The sequence below is a fragment of the Sphingomonas trueperi genome, assembly GCF_040545965.1.
Classification (GTDB): domain Bacteria; phylum Pseudomonadota; class Alphaproteobacteria; order Sphingomonadales; family Sphingomonadaceae; genus Sphingomonas; species Sphingomonas trueperi_C.
The window spans coordinates 738,062-758,330 of record NZ_JBEPMV010000001.1 but is presented as its reverse complement, the minus strand read 5'-3'; the positions used below and the strand labels follow the sequence as shown (position 1 = coordinate 758,330).

General features: G+C 66.3%; 17 protein-coding genes and 1 tRNA gene. 7 read left to right on the top strand and 11 right to left on the bottom strand.

The features are described from left to right. Position 1 precedes the first annotated feature (1 nt). A complete protein-coding gene (locus ABIC35_RS03580; protein WP_121071757.1) occupies positions 2–1,960 on the top strand; it encodes a serine hydrolase domain-containing protein in 1,959 nt (652 codons plus the stop codon). Between the two features lie 19 nt (positions 1,961–1,979). Here ABIC35_RS03580 and ABIC35_RS03575 read toward each other — a convergent pair whose 3' ends face one another. From ABIC35_RS03575 to ABIC35_RS03565, 3 genes are all read right to left on the bottom strand, one after another. Next, entirely contained in the window at positions 1,980–2,468 is a 489-nt protein-coding gene (locus tag ABIC35_RS03575; RefSeq protein ID WP_121078867.1) for a metallophosphoesterase family protein, read from the bottom strand. Positions 2,469–2,473: 5 nt separating this feature from the next. Continuing rightward, positions 2,474–3,304 (bottom strand): aldo/keto reductase, encoded by an 831-nt coding sequence (locus ABIC35_RS03570; RefSeq protein ID WP_220667310.1) that lies wholly within the window; start codon positions 3,302–3,304, stop codon positions 2,474–2,476. Positions 3,305–3,395: 91 nt separating this feature from the next. Beyond that, a complete protein-coding gene (locus tag ABIC35_RS03565; RefSeq protein ID WP_121071755.1) occupies positions 3,396–6,278 on the bottom strand; it encodes a TonB-dependent receptor in 2,883 nt (960 codons plus the stop codon). Positions 6,279–6,651: 373 nt separating this feature from the next. Here ABIC35_RS03565 and agaR point away from each other — a divergent pair, with 373 nt between their 5' ends. Beyond that, entirely contained in the window at positions 6,652–7,446 is a 795-nt protein-coding gene (gene agaR, locus ABIC35_RS03560) for a transcriptional repressor AgaR (protein WP_121071754.1), read from the top strand. Positions 7,447–7,495: 49 nt separating this feature from the next. Here agaR and ABIC35_RS03555 read toward each other — a convergent pair whose 3' ends face one another. Further along, entirely contained in the window at positions 7,496–8,599 is a 1,104-nt protein-coding gene (locus tag ABIC35_RS03555; protein ID WP_121071753.1) for an amidohydrolase family protein, read from the bottom strand. Between the two features lie 136 nt (positions 8,600–8,735). On the opposite strand from ABIC35_RS03555, the gene ABIC35_RS03550 reads away from it, so the two are divergent. The 5 genes from ABIC35_RS03550 (at position 8,736) to ABIC35_RS03530 (ending at position 15,148) form a co-directional block, all read left to right on the top strand. Beyond that, entirely contained in the window at positions 8,736–10,817 is a 2,082-nt protein-coding gene (locus ABIC35_RS03550) for a glycoside hydrolase family 36 protein (protein ID WP_121071752.1), read from the top strand. Continuing rightward, positions 10,814–11,725 carry an EamA family transporter gene (locus ABIC35_RS03545; protein ID WP_121071751.1) on the top strand — a complete coding sequence of 304 codons (912 nt, stop codon included), beginning with the start codon at positions 10,814–10,816 and terminating at the stop codon, positions 11,723–11,725. Before ABIC35_RS03550 ends, ABIC35_RS03545 begins: the two co-directional genes overlap by 4 nt. Positions 11,726–11,794: 69 nt before the next feature. Then, complete coding sequence (locus tag ABIC35_RS03540; protein ID WP_121071750.1) at positions 11,795–13,078, top strand: D-tagatose-bisphosphate aldolase, class II, non-catalytic subunit; 1,284 nt, start codon at positions 11,795–11,797, stop codon at positions 13,076–13,078. After that, entirely contained in the window at positions 13,071–14,210 is a 1,140-nt protein-coding gene (locus ABIC35_RS03535) for an SIS domain-containing protein (RefSeq protein WP_121071749.1), read from the top strand. Before ABIC35_RS03540 ends, ABIC35_RS03535 begins: the two co-directional genes overlap by 8 nt. Next, on the top strand, positions 14,207–15,148 hold the full coding sequence (locus tag ABIC35_RS03530) for an N-acetylglucosamine kinase (RefSeq protein ID WP_121071748.1): 942 nt from the start codon (positions 14,207–14,209) through the stop codon (positions 15,146–15,148). Before ABIC35_RS03535 ends, ABIC35_RS03530 begins: the two co-directional genes overlap by 4 nt. Positions 15,149–15,534: 386 nt before the next feature. On the opposite strand, the gene ABIC35_RS03525 is transcribed toward ABIC35_RS03530, so the two are convergent. From ABIC35_RS03525 to infA, 7 genes are all read right to left on the bottom strand, one after another. Beyond that, entirely contained in the window at positions 15,535–17,214 is a 1,680-nt protein-coding gene (locus tag ABIC35_RS03525; protein ID WP_121071747.1) for a carboxylesterase/lipase family protein, read from the bottom strand. 29 nt (positions 17,215–17,243) lie between these two features. Continuing rightward, positions 17,244–18,113 (bottom strand): TonB-dependent receptor, encoded by an 870-nt coding sequence (locus ABIC35_RS03520; RefSeq protein WP_183049231.1) that lies wholly within the window; start codon positions 18,111–18,113, stop codon positions 17,244–17,246. Continuing rightward, positions 18,081–18,156: transfer RNA gene (locus ABIC35_RS03515), tRNA-Phe, on the bottom strand. Before ABIC35_RS03515 ends, ABIC35_RS03520 begins: the two co-directional genes overlap by 33 nt. A gap of 31 nt (positions 18,157–18,187) precedes the next feature. Then, the gene (locus ABIC35_RS03510) at positions 18,188–18,370 is read right to left on the bottom strand and encodes a DNA gyrase inhibitor YacG (protein ID WP_121078865.1); all 183 of its coding nucleotides are present in this window, start codon (positions 18,368–18,370) and stop codon (positions 18,188–18,190) included. A gap of 5 nt (positions 18,371–18,375) precedes the next feature. Continuing rightward, the gene (locus ABIC35_RS03505; RefSeq protein WP_121071745.1) at positions 18,376–19,326 is read right to left on the bottom strand and encodes a ribonuclease E/G; all 951 of its coding nucleotides are present in this window, start codon (positions 19,324–19,326) and stop codon (positions 18,376–18,378) included. Then, positions 19,319–19,888 (bottom strand): Maf family protein, encoded by a 570-nt coding sequence (locus tag ABIC35_RS03500; protein ID WP_121071744.1) that lies wholly within the window; start codon positions 19,886–19,888, stop codon positions 19,319–19,321. The genes ABIC35_RS03505 and ABIC35_RS03500 overlap by 8 nt, the downstream gene beginning before the upstream one ends. A 13-nt stretch (positions 19,889–19,901) precedes the next feature. Next, positions 19,902–20,120 carry a translation initiation factor IF-1 gene (infA, locus tag ABIC35_RS03495; protein ID WP_003049127.1) on the bottom strand — a complete coding sequence of 73 codons (219 nt, stop codon included), beginning with the start codon at positions 20,118–20,120 and terminating at the stop codon, positions 19,902–19,904. Between the last annotated feature and the right edge of the window lie 149 nt (positions 20,121–20,269).

Genomic DNA, 20,269 nt, shown 5'->3' with positions numbered 1-20,269 from the left:
GATGAAGAAGCCCCTGATAGCGCTGCTTGCGACGCTCCTCGTCGCCGCCACCCAGGTGACGCCGCCGCCGGTCGCGCCGCCCGCGGCGCCCGCCGCCGATGCGGCGCCCGCACCGACAGTGCCGGCGCCGACGCCGCAGCTCACCGAGGCGGACGTCGGGGCCTGGCTCGACGGCTACATGCCCGCCGCGCTCAAGGCCGGAAAGATCGCCGGCGCGCAGGTCGCGATCGTCAAGGACGGCGCGGTGCTGTTCGAGAAGGGCTATGGCTATGCGGATGTCGCGGCGAAGACGCCGATGGATCCGCGGCGTTCGCTGATGCGCATCGGCTCCACCTCGAAGCTGCTCACCTGGACCGCGGTGATGCAGCTGGTCGAGGCGGGCAGGATCGACCTCAACGCCGATGTGAACCGCTATCTCGACTTTCGCATCACTGCGCCGGGGCGGGCGGTGACGATCAACGACCTGATGCAGCATCGCGGCGGCTTCGAGGAGGGGCTGAAGGACCTGCTCGCAAGCGATCCCAAGCTGCTCAAGACCACCGAACGCTATCTGAAGGAAAATACGCGCCCCTTCCTGTTCGCCCCCGGCGAAGCGCCGGCCTATTCCAACTATGGCGTGGCTCTGGCCGGCTATATCGTCCAGCGCGTCTCGGGCGAGCCGTTCGAAGCCTATGTCGCACGCCATATCACCGATCCGCTGGGCATGACGCACACAACCTTCGCGCAGCCGCTGCCGCCGCAGCTCGCGCCCCTGGCCGCCAAGGGCTATGCGACGAGCGACGGTCCGGCGCAGCCCTATGAGCTGGTGGGAACAGCACCTGCCGGCAGCGTGGCCACCACGGCCGACGACATGGCGCGCTTTATGCTGATGCAGCTGGGCGGCGGCAGCTATGGCGGCGCAACCATCCTGAAGCCCGCGACCACCGCCTTCCTGCACCAGCCCTCGACGCCGCCGGTGCCGGGGTTCGACACCATGGCGCACGGATTATTCTGGATGATGCGCAACGGCACACCGGTGATCGGGCATGGCGGCGACACGATTGTCTTTCACACCGACCTGAACCTGCTGCCGGAGAAGAAGGTCGGCATCTTCGTGAGTTTCAGCAGTCGCGGCGAGAACGACGCCGTGTACGGCGTGCGCGAGCGGTTGTTCGACCTGTTCATGGATCGGTATTTCCCCGCGCCGCCCGTGCCGATGCAGCCGGCGATCGGGAGCGCCGCGCAGGATGCGCAGGCGCTGGCCGGGCATTATGAGAGCACGCGCCGGGTCGAGACCGGGTTCATCAGCCTGTTCTACCTGTTGCAGCAGGACCAGGTGACCGCCAACCCCGACGGCACGATCGGCGTGTCGTCGATCGAGGGTAAACGTTTCCGGGAAATCGCGCATGGCCTTTGGCGCGAGGTCGATGGCAGTCGCCTGCTGCGCGTGACCGAACTCGGCGGGCGCCGCGCGATCGTCGACAGCCAGAACCCGGTAGGCGTGCTGCAGGCGGTGCCCTTCTCCCGCAATTCCACCGTTTTCCAGTCGATCCTCGGCCTGTCGCTGCTGGTGCTGGTGTTGACCGTGCTGATGTGGCCCGTCGCGTGGTGGATCCGCCGGCGCTTCGGTGCGCCGCCGGCCGCGACGGGCCGCGCGGCATCGACCCGCCTGCTGGTGCGGATCGGCGCGATCGCCGATCTGGCCTATCTGGCAGGCTGGTATGCGATCCTCGCGCCGATCCTCGGCCAGCATGTCGACGCCTATAATGCCACGCTCGACACGCCGATTCGCCTGCTCCAGATTGCCGCGATCGTACCGGTCGCCGCAGCGGGCGCCGGCGTGTGGAACCTGGTCGAAATGTTCCGCCAACCCTTCGGCTGGGGAATGCGCGTGCGTGCTGCGCTGGTGGCGCTGGCGCTGGCCGGCATCCTCTGGGTCGCGGCGGTGGCACACCTAATCGGGTGGAGCCTCAACTATTGAGCACAGGCGGTCGCCCCAGCTAGTCGGTCGAAAGCAGCTGCGCCAGCGAGACCGGCAGGAAGCCTCGCGCGTCCACGCCCACGTCGAACTGGCGCAGCATCGGCTTGAGCTTGCCATGGCTGTGGCCGTGCAGGTTGATGGTGCGACGATGTTGCCCATTCCAGCTTCGGAACGGGTAATGGCAGAGCACGAGCGACTGCCCGTCGACCTCCAGCTCTGCATAGTCGCCCACGCTCGACCATCCCGCGGCTTCGCCCGTCGCGGGCGGATCGTTGTTGCCGCGGAGCAGATGCTTTACGCCGTTCAGACGGGCCAGCAGCCCAGGCACATCGGCAGGACGGCGCGCGACGTCGCCGAGGTGCCACACCGTGTCGCTTGGATCGACGATCGCATTCCACCCAGCTACCAGCGTCTCGTCCATCTCCGCGACCGTCGCGAAGGGCCGACGATGGATGTTGATCGTCCGATGGTCGCCGAAATGCGTATCGGCAGTGAAGAATAGCGCCATCGCGATCAAAGCATCTCGAGCGGGCGACGTGCGGCTGGGGGCGGGAAGGCGGCGTCGAGTCGGGCGAGGTCGTCCTGCGACAGAACGAGATCGGCCGCCGCGCGATTTTCGCGAACATGGGCCACCGTTCCCGCTTTCGGGATGGCGATCACGTCGTCGCGGCGCATCACCCATGCCAGCGCCACCTGAACGGGCGTCGCGCCGATCGTCTCGGCCACCTGCCGGAGCGTAGCATTCGTCAGCAGGCGGCCCTGCTCGACGGGGCTGTAGGCCATCACCGGGATGTCGTTCGCCTCGAGCCAGGGGAGCAGACTGTACTCGGGGCCGCGGCGCGCCAGGTTGTATAGTAGCTGGTTCACGGCGCAGGCATTGCCGCCGGCGGCAACCAGTTCCTCCATGTCGTCGACATCGAGGTTGCTGACGCCCCAATGGCGGATCTTCCCCGCGGCCTGTAGCGCTTCCATCGCCCGCACGGTTTCGCCGAGCGGCACGCTACCCCGCCAGTGTAGCAGATACAGGTCCAGCCGATCGGTGCCGAGCCGCCGGAGGCTGTTCTCGCACGCGACGGCGAGGCGTTCGCGCCCGGCATTTTGCGGGTAGGCCTTGCTGACCAGGAACAGCTGGTCGCGCACCGTGCCGAGCGCCTCGCCGATCAGTTTCTCGGCCGCGCCATCGCCATACATCTCGGCGGTATCGATCAGCCTCATGCCGAGCGCGACGCCCTCGCGCAGCGCGCGGATCTCGTCCGCGCGATGCGCCGGTCGCTCGCCCATCCGCCACGTGCCCTGGCCAAACGCAGGCACCGGATCGCCACCGGGTAACAAGACCGTCCGCATCGCGCTCTCCATCCGCCTTGCCGGTCAACGCCCCGGGGACGATTGTGGCCGCATCGACAGCGATCGCGCCGAACATCGGGGCTGCGCCTGATCAGAGGCGCGCGCGCACGCCGAAGAAGAAGGCCCGGCCGGTATATTCGTAGAATGCCGGTACATTGGTATAGCCGGAATACCGCCGCGTCGCCGTGTCGAGCAGGTTCGATCCCTGCGCATACAGGGTCACCTGCGGCAGGATGTCGTAGGAGATGCTTGCCGCCAGTTCGTGATAAGGCACCTGCTTGATCGCCAGCGTATTGATGTAGCTATACTGGGACGACGTGAAGCTGGACTGATACTGGTAGGACACGGACGCGTTGATGCCGTGCTTCTCGTAAAAGATCTTGGCGTTCGCCGAAAAAGGCACCGCGTCCTGCAAATCGGTCGTCGGCAGGCCGGCACGCTTGGCGCGCGAGCGATTGTAGGTCGCATTCGCCTGGAAGCCGAGTCCGTTGTCGAAGAAGTACTGGCCGCCAGCCTCGATGCCATACACTGTCGCGCCATCGCCATTGACATAGGTGAGTTCAGTGAACGGGAAGCTCGCCGGCGCCCCCGCGACCTGATTGGTCGGCACAAGGTCGAACGCCACGGCCTGCGTCGTTACGAAGTTGGTGAGATGCTTGTAGAATCCCGCCAGCGTGAGCGCGACGCGGCGGTTCGGGTAATATTCGAGCGAGATGTCCGCCTGATCCGCCGAAACCGGCTTCAGGTTCGGGTTGCCGGCGTCGGTAACCACCGGGGTATTGGACTGCGCGGCCGAGTAATCCTTCGCCGACGAAAGCTCCCCGAAGGTAGGCCGCGAAATCGCCTGCGACGCGGCTAGGCGCACCCGCAAGCCATCGGCGATATCATAGGCGAAGTTCGCGGAGGGAAGCAGGCGCTGATAGCTGCCGCCGCCGGAGATTGGCGCGATCGGGTTGAACACCACATTGGCGGTGCCCACGCCGACAACCTGATAGCTGCGCACGGTTGTGCCATAGCCGAGGGAGTCGACCGTGGTGTTGACATAGCGCAGGCCGAAATCGCCCCGCCAGCGTTCACCGCCGACATTGAACTGGACATAGGCGTTCCAGGTCCGCTCCATGATCGCATAGGAAGCGAGTTGGTCGGGCACGATTCTTTGCGTGGCATAGCCGGTCGGATACGGCTCGCCCGTTTGCGGATTGAGGACATTGGGATTGTTTTCCGCCTTGGACAACGAAGACAGATAGGTGTCGATGTCGAACGCGGGGATCGCACGGGGGAAGTTGCCGGAAAGGTTCGGCAGGATGTTGGTGAACTCAGGCGCCTGCACCACGTTCGCCCCGATCGCCGACAGCGCGAAGGGATAGCCGCCGAAATTGTTGGCGGTGGTATATTGGTTGTCGATGACGTCGACCGTCTTCTTGCGATCGGTATAGACGCCGCCGAACGCGATCGAACGCAGCAGGCCGTTGTCGGCCGCATAGGTCAGGTCGAGCCTGGCGCTGGTGCTGCGATCGGCGATGTTCTGCCCTTGGATGCCGATATAATGGGCGCGCAGATCGCCATTGCCCGCCTGGTCGAGCGTGCGGTTGGTGACGGTACCATCGGCATTGGGAATGGTCAGGAGCAGGTCCGGAATGCCGTTGTCGCGGGTCGTCACCTGGGCGCGCGACCCGGGGATGCCCACCACGACGAAGCGATTCTGTCCGCCAGTGTTGTTGGTGGCCTTGCCGTACGCCAGGTCGGCGGCGACGCTCAGCTTCTCCAGCGGCTTCCAGTCGATATGGCCGCCGAGCTGGTACGTGACGGAATTGCGCGGCTCGTCGGTCGACAGCACGTCGATGGTGGCATTGTTGACCGTATAGTTGGTCAAGACCTTGTTGCTGTCGATCTTCACATTGTCGAGATCGTAGCGGACGTTGCCGTTGTCATCGAACGGCGTCAGGCCCACCGAGACGCGGTGGTTGTGCTCGGTGTCCTTGTAGTTGCTGTAGATGCCGTCGAGGCGCAGTTCGAACTTGTCCGACGGCTTCCACTGATAGGCCGTCGATCCGCCCCAGCGCTCGCGCTCGCCTTGCACATAGCCGACACTGTAGAAATAGGGCTCGATAACGCCGCCGCCGTCGGGCGCGTTGACGACGCTGCGCTGACCGTTGGGCGAGGTGACGATGTCGTAGATGTCGTTGCTCGAATATTCGCCGAGATTGTCGGTGCGAAACTTGTACTTGTTGTACGTTCCCGAAACCAGGATGCCCATCGTCTCGTTAGCGAAGGTGGTGCTGACGACGCCGGACGCCTTGATCCCGCCCTTCTTGGCGAACTGGTTGTACTGGCCTTCGAGCGACCCGGCGGCATGGAAGCCGCGATGGTCGAAAGGGCGGGCCGTGCGCAGGTCGATATTGCCGCCGATGCTGCCTTCCAGCTGCGAGGCCTGGGCCGCCTTCTGGATCTCGGCGCCCGAGATCACTTCGGAAGGCAGCACGTCGAAGGCAAAGGAACGATCGGGGCCATCGGTGGGCAGCACGCGACCGTTCAGCGTGGTAAGGGCGAAATTCTCCCCTAGGCCGCGTACGGTGACGCTGCGTCCTTCGCCCCGACCGTCACGGCCCACGGTCACGCCGGGGATATTCGACAATGCCTCGGCGACGTTGCGGTTGGGGAACTTGCCGAGTTCTTCGGCCGAGATGGCATCAACGATGGTGGAGGCGTAGCGCTTGGTGTCGATCGATCGCAGCAGGCTACCGCGCACGCCGCGGACGACGATCTCGTCGCCGGTCGCAACCGTGGTGGTGGTCGCGTCACCGCTGGTGCCGGGGCCGGACTGAATGGTCGAGCCGGGATCCGTCTGGCCCGCTCCGGCTGTTGCGCCCTGATCTTGCTGCGTGGTCTGCGCCGTCGCGTGCGTCCCGGCGGCCAGCGCTGCGATGCTGATGCCCGTGCGCACGATCATGCGCCATGTTGGAGCCTTGCCCATGGTACTTCCTCCCTCTCGCAAGCAGCTGTCAGCACGACCCGCTGAACGATCGCTTTGTTGCGCTTTGCTAGCTTGCGCGAAAGAAAGATGTCAAACGCTTTAAAACGAAACGTGACATATTTCGTGGCTCGGTTGTGTTGGGCGTGGGCGCGCCATGATACACCGCCACACCATTGCGGTGCGGCCGCTCGTTTTGTACCGTGCTCCGGTTCAACCGCCCATAGTCGATGCGATCGACCAGCACGTTGCACCAGCGAGCGGCACTGCGCTGCTCGACAAGGGACAGGCGAAACTGTCGGCTTCCCCGACAAGGGTGCGCGGGACATAACGAAGGCACAGCGGCGCCAACGCCGAGGACGATAGGTACAGACAGGTGGGCAAGGAAGACGGCGGCATCGTCCGCGACACGAGCGAGCGACGGCTGCAGATCAGCGCGATGGTGCGCGAACGGGGCAGCGTACAGGTTGCGCCGCTCGCGAAACGCTTCGGGGTTTCGATGCAAACCATCCGGAAGGACTTGCGCTATCTCGAAACGCGGGGGGTGATGCAGCGCTCCTATGGTGGTGCGATCAGCGCCGATGCGGTGAACGTGACCGCCGAGCCGGCGGTCGAGGTCAAGCGGTCGAGCCATGCCGACGAGAAGATGCGCATCGGCAAGCTCGCGGCTTCGATGGTGTCCCCTGGCGAGTCGATCGTGCTCGATTCCGGTACGACGACGCTGCAGATCGCCCGGTTCCTGCCCGACGACGAGGACATCACTGTTCTCACCAACGATCTCGACATCCTGTCGGTGCTGGCTGCCAAGGAGCGGCTGAATATCTTCATGCTCGGCGGGATGCTGCGCCGGAAGAACCGCGCCTTTTACGGCGCGCAGACCGTGGCGGCACTCGAGAATCTGCGTGTCGACAAGCTTTTCCTCGGCGTCGACGGGTTCGACATCGAATGCGGCATCACCACCCATTACGAGCCCGAGGCGCTGCTGAACCGCAAGATGGTCGAGGCCGCACGGGAGGTAATCGCGGTCACCGACGTCTCCAAGTTCGGTCGGGTCTGCTTGCACCGGATCGTGACGGTGGAGGAGATCCACCACCTCATCGCCGATCGCGACGTGCCCGCCGACATCCACGCGGCGGCCCAGCGGCTGGGGTTCGAGATCCACGAGGCGTGAGCGCCGCGGTCCGGCAGGGCGTGTCGCCTGCCGGACGCGGCCCAGGCCGTTATCCCTTCAGGTGGAAGAACCGCCGTGCATTGGCGTAGTAGATCTTGTCGATGACCGCGCGCGGCAGCGCCAGGCCTGGCGCCTCCGCCTTGATCGCGGCGATGGGCTGCGTCAGCGGCGTGGCCAGGTAGCGCCAGTCGGAACGCCACGCATCATCCGCTTCCTTGGTGAAATTGCCGGTCGTCGGCGGGTTCTGCGCCCGCGCCTTGGGATCGGGCGGGCTGTCGGTCAGGTCGGTGCCGTACATCAGCCGGTCCTGATACTTGATAAAGAAGCTGCGCACCTTGGCGTGGTTGGCGTTGGACTGGACCTGCACCTGGCTCATCCGCGCGGCAAGATCGACCACCGCATTGGGATAGCGGTCGAGGAACTTGGCAAGTTCGTCCACGCTCCATTCCAGGCTGGCCATATGGGCGCCGTCAAAGGCCAGCTTCGGGTGCCGGCCCACGAAGCGGTCGCGGATCGCCATCAACTGCTCGTAGCGGGGCTCCTCCGGATGGCGGTACATGTAATATTCGGGATGCTCGCTGAAATAGGTGCGGTCATTGTCCGTCGTCATCTGGTCGAGCGGGAGCCAGCAATTCTTCGGCTCGCCCTGATGCGCGATCAGCGGCACGCCGCGTGCCTGGATATGCGCCATGATTGCGTCGAAACGCGGATCGTCGAGGAACACACGCTCGCCGGCCGAGTCCTTGGCGATCATGCCGATATTCTTCCACACCTTCACCGCGACGGCGCCGTGCGCGAAGCCGGCATCCACCTGGCGCATCGCCTGTGCGGTCCAGTTCTTGCCGCCGAAGCCGTCCATCGAGAAGGTGGTGGCGAAGTGGAAGCGCTTAGGATCGGCCGCGTGCATCTTGTAGGCGATCGCCGCCTGGGTGGGGAGGGGCGGGAAATCGGGATAGTCGACATTGATCGACAGCAGCTCGAAGCCGTCCTTGCGGGCGATGGCGAGGAACTCCGGTGCATCGCGATTGGCATGGACATGCGCGTCGAGCTTGGCGACGCGGACGAAATCGGCTTCGCTATAGGTGGAGGGTGCGGGCGCCGCCCCGGTGAGCGCAAACACGACAATGGGGATCAGACTCGTCGAAAGGCGCATGATACTCTCCAAACGAAACGTAACGAACTTCACACTATGTTGCGTTTTGATTTGCGCAAGCGCTAACCTTCGGGCACATTCTCGCAAAAGCCGCATGCTCGACACTCCAGGCGGCGTTTCGTGAGAGGTTCGTTCCGTGTCCCATTCCCTGCTGACCCGTCGCAGCCTCCTTGCCAGGCTGTCGGGTACCGCCGCGCTGGTCGTGGCCGCACCGGCCGCTGCCCGGATCACGCTCAAGGAGGCGCCGATCCTGGCGCTGGACGACGGGGTACTCACCCTCGAGTTCGATGCCGGCATGCACTCGCGCGTTTCGAAGGGCGGCAAGGCGCTCACCGCAATGGAGCCGGGCGAGGCGCTTTGGCTGGAGGACCAGCGGATCGTCGATCGCTTCCTGCTGGTCGACCATAGCCAGGAGACCGTGCCCGGCGGCCGCGTCCACCATCTGCGCGGCACCGCGCAGGGCGGCATCGAAAAACGGATCTCGGTCACGTTCCTCAGCGCCTATCCTGGCCTTGCGCTGCTTGACATCCGCTATCGCAACACCCGCGCGGCGCCGCTCGCGGTGGCCGGATGGCAGGCGGCGACCCACGATCTGCTGGCGCATCCCGACGGCGCCTGGAGCTTCTCCGGCGCCTCCTATCCCGATCGGCGGGACTGGGTGCAGCCGATCCGCCCCGGCACCGGCCAGCGCAATTTCATGGGGATGAACGCCACCGACTATGGCGGCGGCACCCCTGTCGCGGTCGTGTGGCGACGCGACGCCGGCATTGCCGTCGGCCATATCGATACGGTGCCGCGGCTTGTGTCGCTGCCGGTAGCCGGCCAGCCGAGCGGCACGCGCATCGGCATCGCCGGGGATGAAGCGGCGGTGCTGCCGCCGGGAGGCACGCTCGCACTGCCGCCGGTGTTCATGATGGTGCATGGCGGCGATCATTTCCGCCCGCTGGACGCCTATCGCCGCCTGATGGCGCAGCGGGGGATTGCCGCACCCGCAATACCCGAGCCGAGCTATGCGCCGGTGTGGTGCGCCTGGGGCTATGGGCGCGACTTCAAGATTCCCGAAGTGCTCGCCGCCATGGGCAAGGCGCGCGAGATCGGCCTCGAATGGACGGTACTCGACGATGGCTGGCAGACCTCGGAAGGGGATTGGAAGCTCGATCCTATCAAGTTCCCGCGCGGCGACGCGGACATGAAGGCTTTCGTTGCGAAGATCCGCGCGGCCGGCATGCGCCCACGCCTGTGGCTCGCGCCGCTCGCCGCCGACCCGGGCACCGATCTGCTGCGCGACCATCCCGACATGCTGCTGCTCGATCGCAACGGCGCGGCGCAGAATGTCAGCTTCTGGGATGCGTTCACGCTCTGCCCGGCCTATCCGCCGGTAGTCGACTATTTCCGCGCGCAGGTTCGCCGCATTCTGGGTTGGGGCTTCGAGGGGCTGAAGCTCGACGGCCAGCACCTCAACGGCGTCGCCCCCTGCTACAACCCCGCGCACAACCACAAGCGGCCGGAGGAATCCTACGAGAACCTCCAGGATTTCTGGAAGGCGCTCTATGACGAGGCGATCTCGATCAACCCTGAAGCGGTGATGGAAATCTGCCCCTGCGGGGATGCCTTCGCCTTCCACAACATGCCGGGCATGAACCACACGCCCGCTTCGGATCCGACCTCGTCCTGGCAGGTCCGCCTCAAGGGCAAGACGTTCAAGGCGATGATGGGCCCCTCCGCGCCGTTCGCCGGGGATCATGTCGAGCTGAGCGACCGGCATGATGATTTCGCCAGCCACTATGGCATCGGCGCGGTGCTCTCGACCAAGTTCACCTGGCCGCTCGACCCGGTAAACACCACCGACCCGCTGCCGCCGGGCGGCATCGTCCTGAACCCGGCGAAGGAGGCGCTGTGGCGCAAGTGGATCGCGCTGTATCGCGCCAACATGTTGCCCAAGGGCGAGTATCTCGGCGGGCTCTATGACATCGGCTTCGACAAGCCCGAGGGCCATGCTGTCCGCAAGGATGGGCGCATGCACTATGCCTTCTATGCCGATAGCTGGTCCGGACCCGTTGCGCTGCGCGGACTGCCGCCGGGCCGGCACCGCGTGACCGACAGCTTCACCGGCCAGTTGCTCGGCACCGTCAGCAGCCCCGAGGCGATGCTCCCTGCGCGCTTCACCCATTTCCTCGTGCTCGAGACCGCACCCGTCGACGGGAAGGCTGCTGCATGACGGCGCCTGCTGCCAGCAGCCGAGCCTGGCTGCTCAATGCGATGACCACGGTGCTGCTCTGGGGCATCTGGGGGGCGTTTTCCGGTCTTTCTCCCCAGTATGGCTTTCCCGAGACGCTGGTCTATTGCGTCTGGGCGCTAACGATGGTCCCGCCCGCGCTGATCGTCCTCGCCCTCGCCAAGTGGAAGCTGGACCTGAACCCGCGCGCCATCGCCTATGGCTTTGCCATCGGCGCGCTCGGGGCAGGGGGGCAGATGGTGCTGTTCTATGCGGTGACGCGCGGGCCTGCCTACCTGATCTTTCCCGTGATCTCGCTGTCGCCGGTGGTGACGATCGCGCTCTCCTTCCTCTTCATGGGGGAGCGGACCGGGCGGCTCGGCGCCGTCGGCATCGTGCTGGCGCTGCTCGCGCTTCCGACCTTCGATTTCGCGCCCGGCGGGAGTGCACAGGGCGGCGGCTGGCTCGTGCTCGCGCTGATCGTGATGCTGTGCTGGGGGCTGCAGGCCTATTTCATGAAGTCCGCCAACCGCATCATGTCGGGCGAAAGCATCTTCTTCTACATGACGGTGACCGGGCTGGCGCTGGTACCAGTCGCGTTGGCGCTCACTGATTTCAGCCGGCCGATCAACTATGGGCTCGACGGGCCCGGTCTGGCGGCAGTGATTCAGGTTCTCAACGCGATCGGCGCGCTGACGCTGGTGTTCGCCTTTCGCTACGGCAAGGCGATCATCGTCGCGCCGCTCACCAATGCCGGCGCGCCGCTCGCGACCGCGATCATCTCCCTCGTCGCGCTCGGGGTCATGCCGGGCTCGATCAAGCTGGTCGGCATCGTGCTCGCCGTCGCGGCATCGCTGCTGCTCGCGGTGGAGCCCGACGGCGCCAGCCAAGCCGCAGCGGAGAGCTCATAAGTTTCGTTTTCCATCTCTTTATTGCGTTATATTTTGTGCCGCCGTATAGCGCAGGGAAAGGAGACTTGGATGCAGCTGATTCGAAATCTCGTTTCCGAGCACAAGCGCGGAATGCCGGTGGGCATCACCTCGGTCTGCTCGGCGCATCCGCTGGTGATCGAGGCGACCTTCGCCCATGCGCTACGGAACGAAACGCCGGTCGTGCTGATCGAGGCGACGTCCAACCAGGTGAACCAGGACGGCGGCTACACCGGCATGCTGCCGGCCGACTTCCGCGCCTTCGTGGAAGGCATTGCCGACCGCGTCGGCTTTCCGCGCGCGCGGCTCGTGCTGGGCGGCGACCATCTCGGCCCCAACGCCTGGACCAGCCTGCCGGCGGAAGCGGCCATGGCCAAGGCGGAGGTGATGATTGCCGCCTATGTCCGCGCCGGATTCGCCAAGATCCACCTGGACTGCTCGATGTCTTGCGCCGGCGATCCGGCGCCACTGCCCGAGCGCACCATCGCCGAGCGGGCAGCCCGGCTGTGCCGGGTCGCCGAGGATGCCTTTACCGGCGATCCCGCCGACGCGCCGGTCTATGTGATCGGTACCGAAGTGCCGGTGCCCGGCGGCGCGGCGGAGGATCTCGAGACGCTGGCGGTGACCACGCCCGATGCAGCGCTCGCCACGCTCGACATGCATCGCAGCCTGTTCGCGGAAATGGGGCTGGCGGATGCGTGGCAGCGCGTGATCGCCACCGTCGTTCAGCCGGGCGTCGAGTTCGATCATATGAAGGTGGTCGATTATCAGCCCGCCGCCGCCATCGCACTCAGCGATGCGATCGTGCCGGTCGACCATATTGTGTTCGAGGCGCATTCGACCGACTATCAGACCGCCGGCGCGCTCGCCGCGCTGGTGCGCGACCATTTCGCCATCCTGAAGGTTGGCCCCGGCGTCACCTTTGCACTGCGCGAGGCGCTATGGGCGCTGGATGCCATCGAGCAGGAGACGGTCGCGCCGGAAAAGCGCGCCAATCTGCGCGCCACCGCGATCGCGCGGATGAAGGCGGAGCCGACCAACTGGCGCAAATATTATCACGATGCGGGCCACGCGCTCGACCTCCAGCTTCAATATTCGCTAAGCGATCGCATCCGCTATTACTGGCCGGACGCCGAGATCGCCGACGCGCAGGCGCGGCTGTTCGACAATCTGCGCGACGCCGTGCCGCCTCTGCCGCTGCTCAGCCAGTACATGCCCGTTGCCTATGCCGCCGTGCGGGCCGGAACGGCGACGCGCGACCCCAAAGACCTCATCGTCGCGCAGATCGGCGCGACGCTCGATGCCTATTATGGAGCCTGCAACCCCAATGCGTGACACGATCCCGGCGGACGCCCAGCCGCCCGCCAGCTCGGAAAGCTGGACCCGGCGCGAAATCCTCCAGCAGCCCGCCACCCTGCGCGCCACCCAGGCGCTGCTGGACGCGCACCACGCCGAGATCGCGGCATTCGTGCGCCCGTTGCTCGACCAGCCCGACCTGCGGGTCATGCTCTGCGGCGCCGGCACCTCCGCCTTCATCGGCGACTGCCTCGCCCCCTGGCTGTCGGCGACGCTCGGCCGGCCGGTGGAAGCGGTGGCGACGACCGACATCGTCAGCGCGCCGCATCTGTATCTCGATGCCGCTCGACCGACGTTGATGGTATCGTTCGGTCGTTCGGGGAACAGCCCGGAGAGCGTTGCTGCGGTGGAACTGGCGGACGCGCGCATCGCCTCGGTCCACCACCTCGTGATCACCTGCAATGCAGAGGGCGCCTTGTCGCGGCGCACCTCGGGCAACAACCATGTCGTGCTGCTGCCTGAGGAGACGCATGACCGCGCCTTCGCGATGACGTCGAGTTTCAGCGCGATGCTGCTGGCGGCGCTGTCCATCTTCACCGGGCGTGGGATGGACGCGCGGGTGGAACAAATCGCGCGTGCCGTGGAGGCGATGCTCAGACGCTCGGAAGCGGTGGCGGCCTCGCTCGCGGCGCGCGACTTCGAGCGCGTCGTCTATCTCGGGAGCGGCGTGTTCCAGGGTCTTGCCCGCGAAGCCGCGCTCAAGCTGCTGGAACTCACCGACGGAGCGGTGCCGACGCTGTTCGATTCGTCGCTCGGCTTTCGCCACGGCCCGAAGACGATCGTCACGCCGCGCACGCTCGTGGTGGTGTTCGTCTCCAACGATCCGCTGACCCGGCGCTACGACCTCGACATCGTCGAGGAATTGCGTGCGGACGGTCATTGCAGCGAGGTGCTCGTCATTGCCGCGCGGGACACCGACGGCGAGACGCTGCTGGTGGAGCATGCCGCAGATCTTGCCGATGCGGACCTGCTCTTTCCCTACATCGTCTTTGCGCAGCTGTACGGCCTACACTGCTCGCTGCGGCTTGGCCGCACCCCGGACCAGCCGAACGCCGCCGGTACGGTGAACCGCGTCGTGCAGGGCGTACGAATTCACACGCTGGTCGCATGACGCTGTTTCTCGGCGTCGATGGCGGCGGCACCAAGACGGAGTTCGTCCTTATCGAAGCAGACGGCAAGGTCGTCGCCCGCGCGCTGACGGGCACGACCTACCATTTGCAAGTGGGGCTGGACGTTGCGGTGGCGCGGCTGGAGGAGGGTATCGCTGCGGTGTGCGGCGAGGCGGGGATTGCTCCCGGTGATCTCGGCCATGCCTTTTTCGGGCTTCCGGCTTTTGGAGAGGATGCGGCGATCGATCCGCTGCTCGACGCTGCGTGCGGCCGGCTGCTGGGTCACGATCGCTACGCCTGCGACAATGACATGGTGTGTGGCTGGGCGGGCTCGCTCGCCTGCGCAGACGGCATCAATCTCGTCGCCGGCACTGGCTCGATCGGCTATGGCGAGCGGCGGGGCCGCAAGGCGCGGGCCGGCGGTTGGGGCGAAGTGTTCAGCGACGAGGGTTCAGCCTACTGGATCGCGGTCCAAGGCCTCAACCTGTTTACCCGGATGAGCGACGGGCGCTTGACCAAGACCCCGCTTTGGCAGGCGTTCCGCGACGCGCTCAAACTGCCGAAGGATCTTGACATCTGTGCGCGTGTCATGGGTGATCGCGGCATGGGGCGCGACGAGATCGCGGGCCTGGCGCCGCTCGTCTCCCGCGCAGCCCAGGCGGGCGATGCCCACGCGCTGGCGGTTCTCGATCGCGCCGGTGCCGAGCTGGCTGCCATCGCGCAGGCGCTTCGCGAGCAGCTTGGATTTGCAGTGGAGGAAACGGTGCTGCTGTCCTGGTCGGGTGGGGTGCTGACGAATTTGGACGCGGTGCGTCAGCCTTTTCTCGATAGCCTTGCCCGTGCCGGGCGCTACGAGGTTGTTGCCCCGCTGCACGAGCCCGGAGTCGGCGCCGCCCTATATGCGGTTTTGCTTGAACGGGCTGGAGCCCAAAAGGTGTGAACACCGTTCGGTGGGCCACGGCCGGGTTCTCCCGCTGGTGCGCCTACTGCAGTCAGGCCGACTGCCGTCGACGAATCGAGGCTTCGTCCATCTAACGGCCCGCCGGACAGCTTTCGAAGAAGCGGTGCAGCGCGCGCCGTCGCGGCCGTTCGATCGGGTGTTTCGCCGGGGCATTAAACTCGCCGACTGCATCGACAATGCGCTATCCGACGAGACCGGGTAGAGGTGCTCGTCTCGCCGTCGAGGCTGCGCGGGTATGAGACGGCCCCCGAGCTCGTGCCAAGCGGACCATACGTGCTTCGTGCCCTCAAGACTTCGCAGCAGGCGCGGTGCTTGGTGCCGCGCCTGCCGCGTTCTTGAAGGCGCAGGATATCAGGGGCCGAGGATTAGCTCGGCTTCGTGGGTATCGTCGCCAGATCCGCATCGATCGCCTTGAGCTTGGCATCGGTAAGCAGGGCGGGGAAATACCCCTGGATGCCGACCAGCGTCTGCCCGCGGGCCATGTCGATCTGCGGGTTCTTGACCATGTGCGGCAGATGCTTGGCGAGCACCGCACGGGCGGCGGGGTCGTCGAGCATCTTGCCCAGCGGCGTGGTCAGGCTGTTGTACTTGCCCGAAGACAGCGCCGCTTTGGTGCGAGCCTGCAGGTCGTCGATCTCCGCGCCCCAGGGGTCGCGCGCCGCCAACGCCTTGCCGTCCGCGGCGAAGTCGAGGATCTCGTCGCCCGATGCGGTGAAGCGCGGCCAGGCCGGCAGGCCCGCGCCATTCGGATCGCCCTTTTTGGCGAAATTGGCGAGATAGGCGCTGATCGTCTTGCCGACCTGCTCGTCCTTCGGCGTCGTCGCCGCGCCATATTTGATGCGGGCATTGTCGAAGAAGAACGGGATATCGGTCGCATGGCCGGCACCCGGCTGGCCGACCGAGTCCGCGACATAGGAGAAGCGATATTCCCACACCGGCACCTTCTGCGCGGCGACCATCGCGCTCGCCTCGCGCGCGCCGGCGATCATGAAGCCGGACTTGCCGCCCATGTCCGCGCTGGTCGCGCCGATCAGCATCGGCACTTTCGCGAAGTTGCCGCTGGCATAGGCCTTTTCCTGGTCGACCAGCAGCTTGCCGTCGAGCATCGGGCCGCCATAGGTGCGCGGGCCCGACTTGGGTTGGAACAGCTCCATCATGCTGAGGCCGTCGGTCACCTGCTCGGCGCTGAGCGCGCGCAGCCTGGCGAGCGCGTCGGGCGCGGCGGGGTCGATATTGTGTGCGCGGGCGAGATTTTCGCCGATCGCCTCTGCATCCTTGAGCGTCGCGTTCTTCGCGGTCTGGGCGTTGCCGCCGGACATCACGATCGCCTTGCTGAACAGCCCGCGCGACAAGGGCGAGGTGACCAGCGTGTGGACCGACATGCCGCCTGCGCTCTCGCCGATGATCGTCACGTTCGACGGGTCGCCGCCAAACGCCGCAATGTTCTTCTGCACCCATTTGAGCGCGGCGATCTGGTCCATGAAGTTGTAGTTGCCCAGCAGCCCGCCGTCCGGATTCTCGCGGGTGAGCTGGGGCAGGGCGAAGCTGCCGAACCGCCCGACGCGGTAGTTGAAGCTGACGAACAGGACGCCCTGCTTCGCCATGTTGGCACCGGCATAGGTGGGTGGCGAGGCGCCTCCGTTCACGAAGCCGCCGCCATAGATCCACACCATCACCGGCAGCTTGGCGGTAGCCGATGCGCCAGTGGGCTTCCAGACGTTGAGGTACAGGCAGTCCTCGGCCGGCGTGGTGCCGAGCGGTGCCGCATCGCTGGGGAAGGGCTTCTGCATGCAGTCATGGCTGTACTCGGTGGCGGGGCGGACTCCCTGCCAGTTCGCTGCCGGCTGCGGCGCGCGCCAGCGCAAGGGTCCGACCGGCGGTGCGGCGAAGGGAATGCCCTTCCAGCTGGCCACACCGTCCTCGATCGCGCCCTGCACCTTGCCCGTCTCGGTAGTAGCCACCGGCGCGCTCGTCTGCGCCACCGTCGCGGTGGGGATCGCGCAGGTCGCCGCCCCGCAGGCCAGCGCCGTCATCCATGCCTTCATGCTCGCATCTCCCGTGATAAGTCTCATGATCAGAAGCTCTTGGTGATCTGGAAATTGAACGTGCGCCCGAGGATATTGGCGTTCGACGGATCATAGGCACCGAAATTGCTGCCGGCACGGGTCAGGACGATCGGGGGATCCTCATTGGTGACGTTCTGCACGTTGAGCCCGAGGCGCAGCCCGCCGAGCAGCCTGTTGCCCTTGGGAACGGCATAGCTGATGCCGAGATCGGCGGTGGTCCAGGACGGCACCTCCGATTGCGGCTGCCCGGGCAGCGGGATGGTATTGGTGTAGCTGCCGACATAGTTGACGAACAGGTTCACCCCGAATCCCGACTTGCTCCAGCCGATCTGCCCGCGGCCACGCAGGCTGACCGGATAGTAATAGGTGTCGAGCACGTCCTGGGTTATCCCGCCGGCGACGGTCTGCAGTGTCTGGTTCAGGATCCGCGTGGCGTTGGCGCTGACGAACCAGCGGCCGATTCCGGTTTGCAGCGTGTAGCTCAGTTGCACGTCGATGCCGTCCTGGAAGGTCGTCGCGGCATTGGCCGAACGCCCGTCGACGATGACGTTGACCGAGCAGGCGCCCAGCACGGGTACGTTGTAGAGCGCCGGATGGCCGGCGATGAAGCGGGCCAGCACCGGATCATAGGTGGCGGGATTGCCGCTCACGCACGTCGCCGGATTGTTCACCGGGATGATGTAGCGGCTGTAGAGCGGGGCGAAGGTCGGGTTCGACAGGAACAGGCCGGTATTCTGCCCAACGATCTGGTTGCTGTAGTGGGTGTTGTAATAGGTCACCGACGCGCGGAAGCCGGATGTCTTCGGCGCGAAGTCGACACCCGCGGACCAGGTGGTAGAGGTGGATGGTGCCCGGGGACGGAGTCGAACCGCCGACACTGCGATTTTCAGTCGCATGCTCTACCAACTGAGCTACCCGGGCACACCGGCGGAACCGCCGGGGAGCGCGCCTGTTAGTCGGGGAATTCGTGGCTGTCCAGCCCCGATTGCACATTTGTTTGCGCCGGCTCGCCGGGCACGCGGTAGCCCTCGCCCAGCCATTGCAGCAGGTCGCGATCCTTGCAGCCGCGGCTGCAGAAGGGCTTGAACTCGGCGGTGCCGGGCTTGCCGCAGATCGGGCAGGCGTCGCGGGGCATGGGGATCACTCCTTGGGGGTCACGAACTGGACCGCGCCACCCATGCGGCGGGCCAGCATTTCGGTCCAGTCGGGCTCGCGCGCCAGGCGGCGGGCGATTCGGGCATCCACCATATGGGTGGCCGGCACCGGCGGGGGAAGGCGTCCCAGCCGGCGCAGCTCGGCGCGGGCGGCGGCGCCGACCGGATCGGCGTGGAGCAGCTCCGGCAGCGAAGGTCGCGTGCGGCGGCGGACGATCTGGAGGAAGCCGAAGCCGTTCACCGCGGTGCGCTCGAAGGGCTGGGGGAGTGCAGCGTCGATCGCCTCGGCGACCGCGTTGCGCGCGCCCTTGCTGCTGAGCGTGGGGAAGTCGATGCCGATCGAGCCGCCGATGCCGAATCGCTCGATCGCGCGAGCGACGGCGTGGGCGGCGGCGATCGACAGCGGTTCGAGCGCGCCGGAGCCGTCCACGTCGAACAGCGTCATGGCCGGGGTGGGGGACATGCGCAACGCGCCGCCGGGGAAGGCGATCTCGCCGGTATAGGCTTCGTCGAGCAGTTCGGACCAGCCCGCCTCTTCCAGCGCGTCGGCCTCGTGGGGGCGCAAGAGGCGCACCGGATGGTCGGTGGCGGTGATCCGGGCGAGCAGGTCCTGTCCGTCGCCCAGCGGCGCCTCAGGGGGCGCCGGGACGGCCTTGGGGAGCTTGGCGCGGCCGGGCTCGGGGATTGCCTCGCGGACGATCTTCACGCGCAGGGCTGCGCCTTGGGTGACGCCCTTGGGGAGCGGATCGCATAGCGCCTCGCCGCCCTGGTCGAGCGCTACCTTGCCGGTGGACTTGTCCGTGAGCCTTGCCGCGCAGATCGCACCGACGTGGGGGCGGGTGCCCGCCAGCTCGATCCGCGCCTTCCAGATCAGCCCACGCGAAACGAGGGCGGCGCGGTTCTCGCCGATCCCCGCCTCGTACAGCCACTCAGCCAAGGGGATAGCCGGCGCCGGCGAGCAGCGCGCGCGCTTCGAACACCGGCAGACCGACCACGCCCGAATGGCTGCCGGACAGGAAGCGCACAAAGGCCTCGGCCTTGCCCTGGATGGCATAGCCGCCTGCCTTGCCCATGCCCTCGCCGCTGGCGACGTACCAGTCGATATCGGCGTCGCTCAGGCGCTTGAAGGCGACGACGGTGTCGGAGACGCGGGTGCGGGCCTTGCCGTCCGGGCCGATGACGCAGATCGCCGAAAGGCAATGGTGGCGGCGGCCGGATAGCAGCGCCAGCATGCCGCGCAGATCGGCTTCGTCCGCGGGCTTGCCGAGGATGCGGCGGCCGACGGCGATGGTGGTGTCGCCGGCCAGGACGATCTCGTCCGCGGCACGGTCGACCGCATGCGCCTTGGCGGTCGCGACGCGCAGCACATAGGGTCGCGGCAGCTCGCCGGGGCGGACATCCTCGTCCACGTCCGGAGCCGCAACGCGATCGGGCGCGGCGCCGATCCGGGTGAGCAGATCGAGCCGTCGCGGCGAAGTGGAAGCGAGCACGAGCCGCATGGGCGGCACCCGCTTACTTGAAGCGATAGGTGATGCGGCCCTTGGTCAGGTCGTACGGGGTCAGCTCGACGAGCACCTCGTCGCCGACCAGCACGCGGATGCGGTTCTTGCGCATCTTGCCGGCGGTGTGGCCGAGAATCTCATGGTCGTTCTCGAGCCGGACGCGGAACATGGCGTTGGGGAGAAGCTCCACAACCTGTCCACGCATTTCAAGCAGTTCTTCTTTGGCCAAAAAATGCCTCTCAGGGATTAGCGCGCGTAAAAGTGCGTCGCCCTTACAGCGCTGGAAGGAAAAAGGGAAGGCGGCGCGGCACGGGCGCGCGTCTTCGTGTGGGATGTGGGGAGATGGGGGCAAGCGTACAAGATCCTCCCCGGTACGGG

What these genes read in the sequence shown, in the direction of transcription:
- ABIC35_RS03580 (WP_121071757.1), top strand. Translation starts at nt 2, where the DNA reads ATGAAGAAGCCCCTGATAGCGCTGCTTGCGACGCTCCTCGTCGCCGCC.
- ABIC35_RS03575 (WP_121078867.1), bottom strand. Translation starts at nt 2,468, where the DNA reads ATGGCGCTATTCTTCACTGCCGATACGCATTTCGGCGACCATCGGACG.
- ABIC35_RS03570 (WP_220667310.1), bottom strand. Translation starts at nt 3,304, where the DNA reads ATGCGGACGGTCTTGTTACCCGGTGGCGATCCGGTGCCTGCGTTTGGC.
- ABIC35_RS03565 (WP_121071755.1), bottom strand. Translation starts at nt 6,278, where the DNA reads ATGGGCAAGGCTCCAACATGGCGCATGATCGTGCGCACGGGCATCAGC.
- ABIC35_RS03555 (WP_121071753.1), bottom strand. Translation starts at nt 8,599, where the DNA reads ATGCGCCTTTCGACGAGTCTGATCCCCATTGTCGTGTTTGCGCTCACC.
- ABIC35_RS03545 (WP_121071751.1), top strand. Translation starts at nt 10,814, where the DNA reads ATGACGGCGCCTGCTGCCAGCAGCCGAGCCTGGCTGCTCAATGCGATG.
- ABIC35_RS03540 (WP_121071750.1), top strand. Translation starts at nt 11,795, where the DNA reads ATGCAGCTGATTCGAAATCTCGTTTCCGAGCACAAGCGCGGAATGCCG.
- ABIC35_RS03535 (WP_121071749.1), top strand. Translation starts at nt 13,071, where the DNA reads ATGCGTGACACGATCCCGGCGGACGCCCAGCCGCCCGCCAGCTCGGAA.
- ABIC35_RS03530 (WP_121071748.1), top strand. Translation starts at nt 14,207, where the DNA reads ATGACGCTGTTTCTCGGCGTCGATGGCGGCGGCACCAAGACGGAGTTC.
- ABIC35_RS03525 (WP_121071747.1), bottom strand. Translation starts at nt 17,214, where the DNA reads ATGAAGGCATGGATGACGGCGCTGGCCTGCGGGGCGGCGACCTGCGCG.
- ABIC35_RS03510 (WP_121078865.1), bottom strand. Translation starts at nt 18,370, where the DNA reads ATGCCCCGCGACGCCTGCCCGATCTGCGGCAAGCCCGGCACCGCCGAG.
- ABIC35_RS03500 (WP_121071744.1), bottom strand. Translation starts at nt 19,888, where the DNA reads ATGCGGCTCGTGCTCGCTTCCACTTCGCCGCGACGGCTCGATCTGCTC.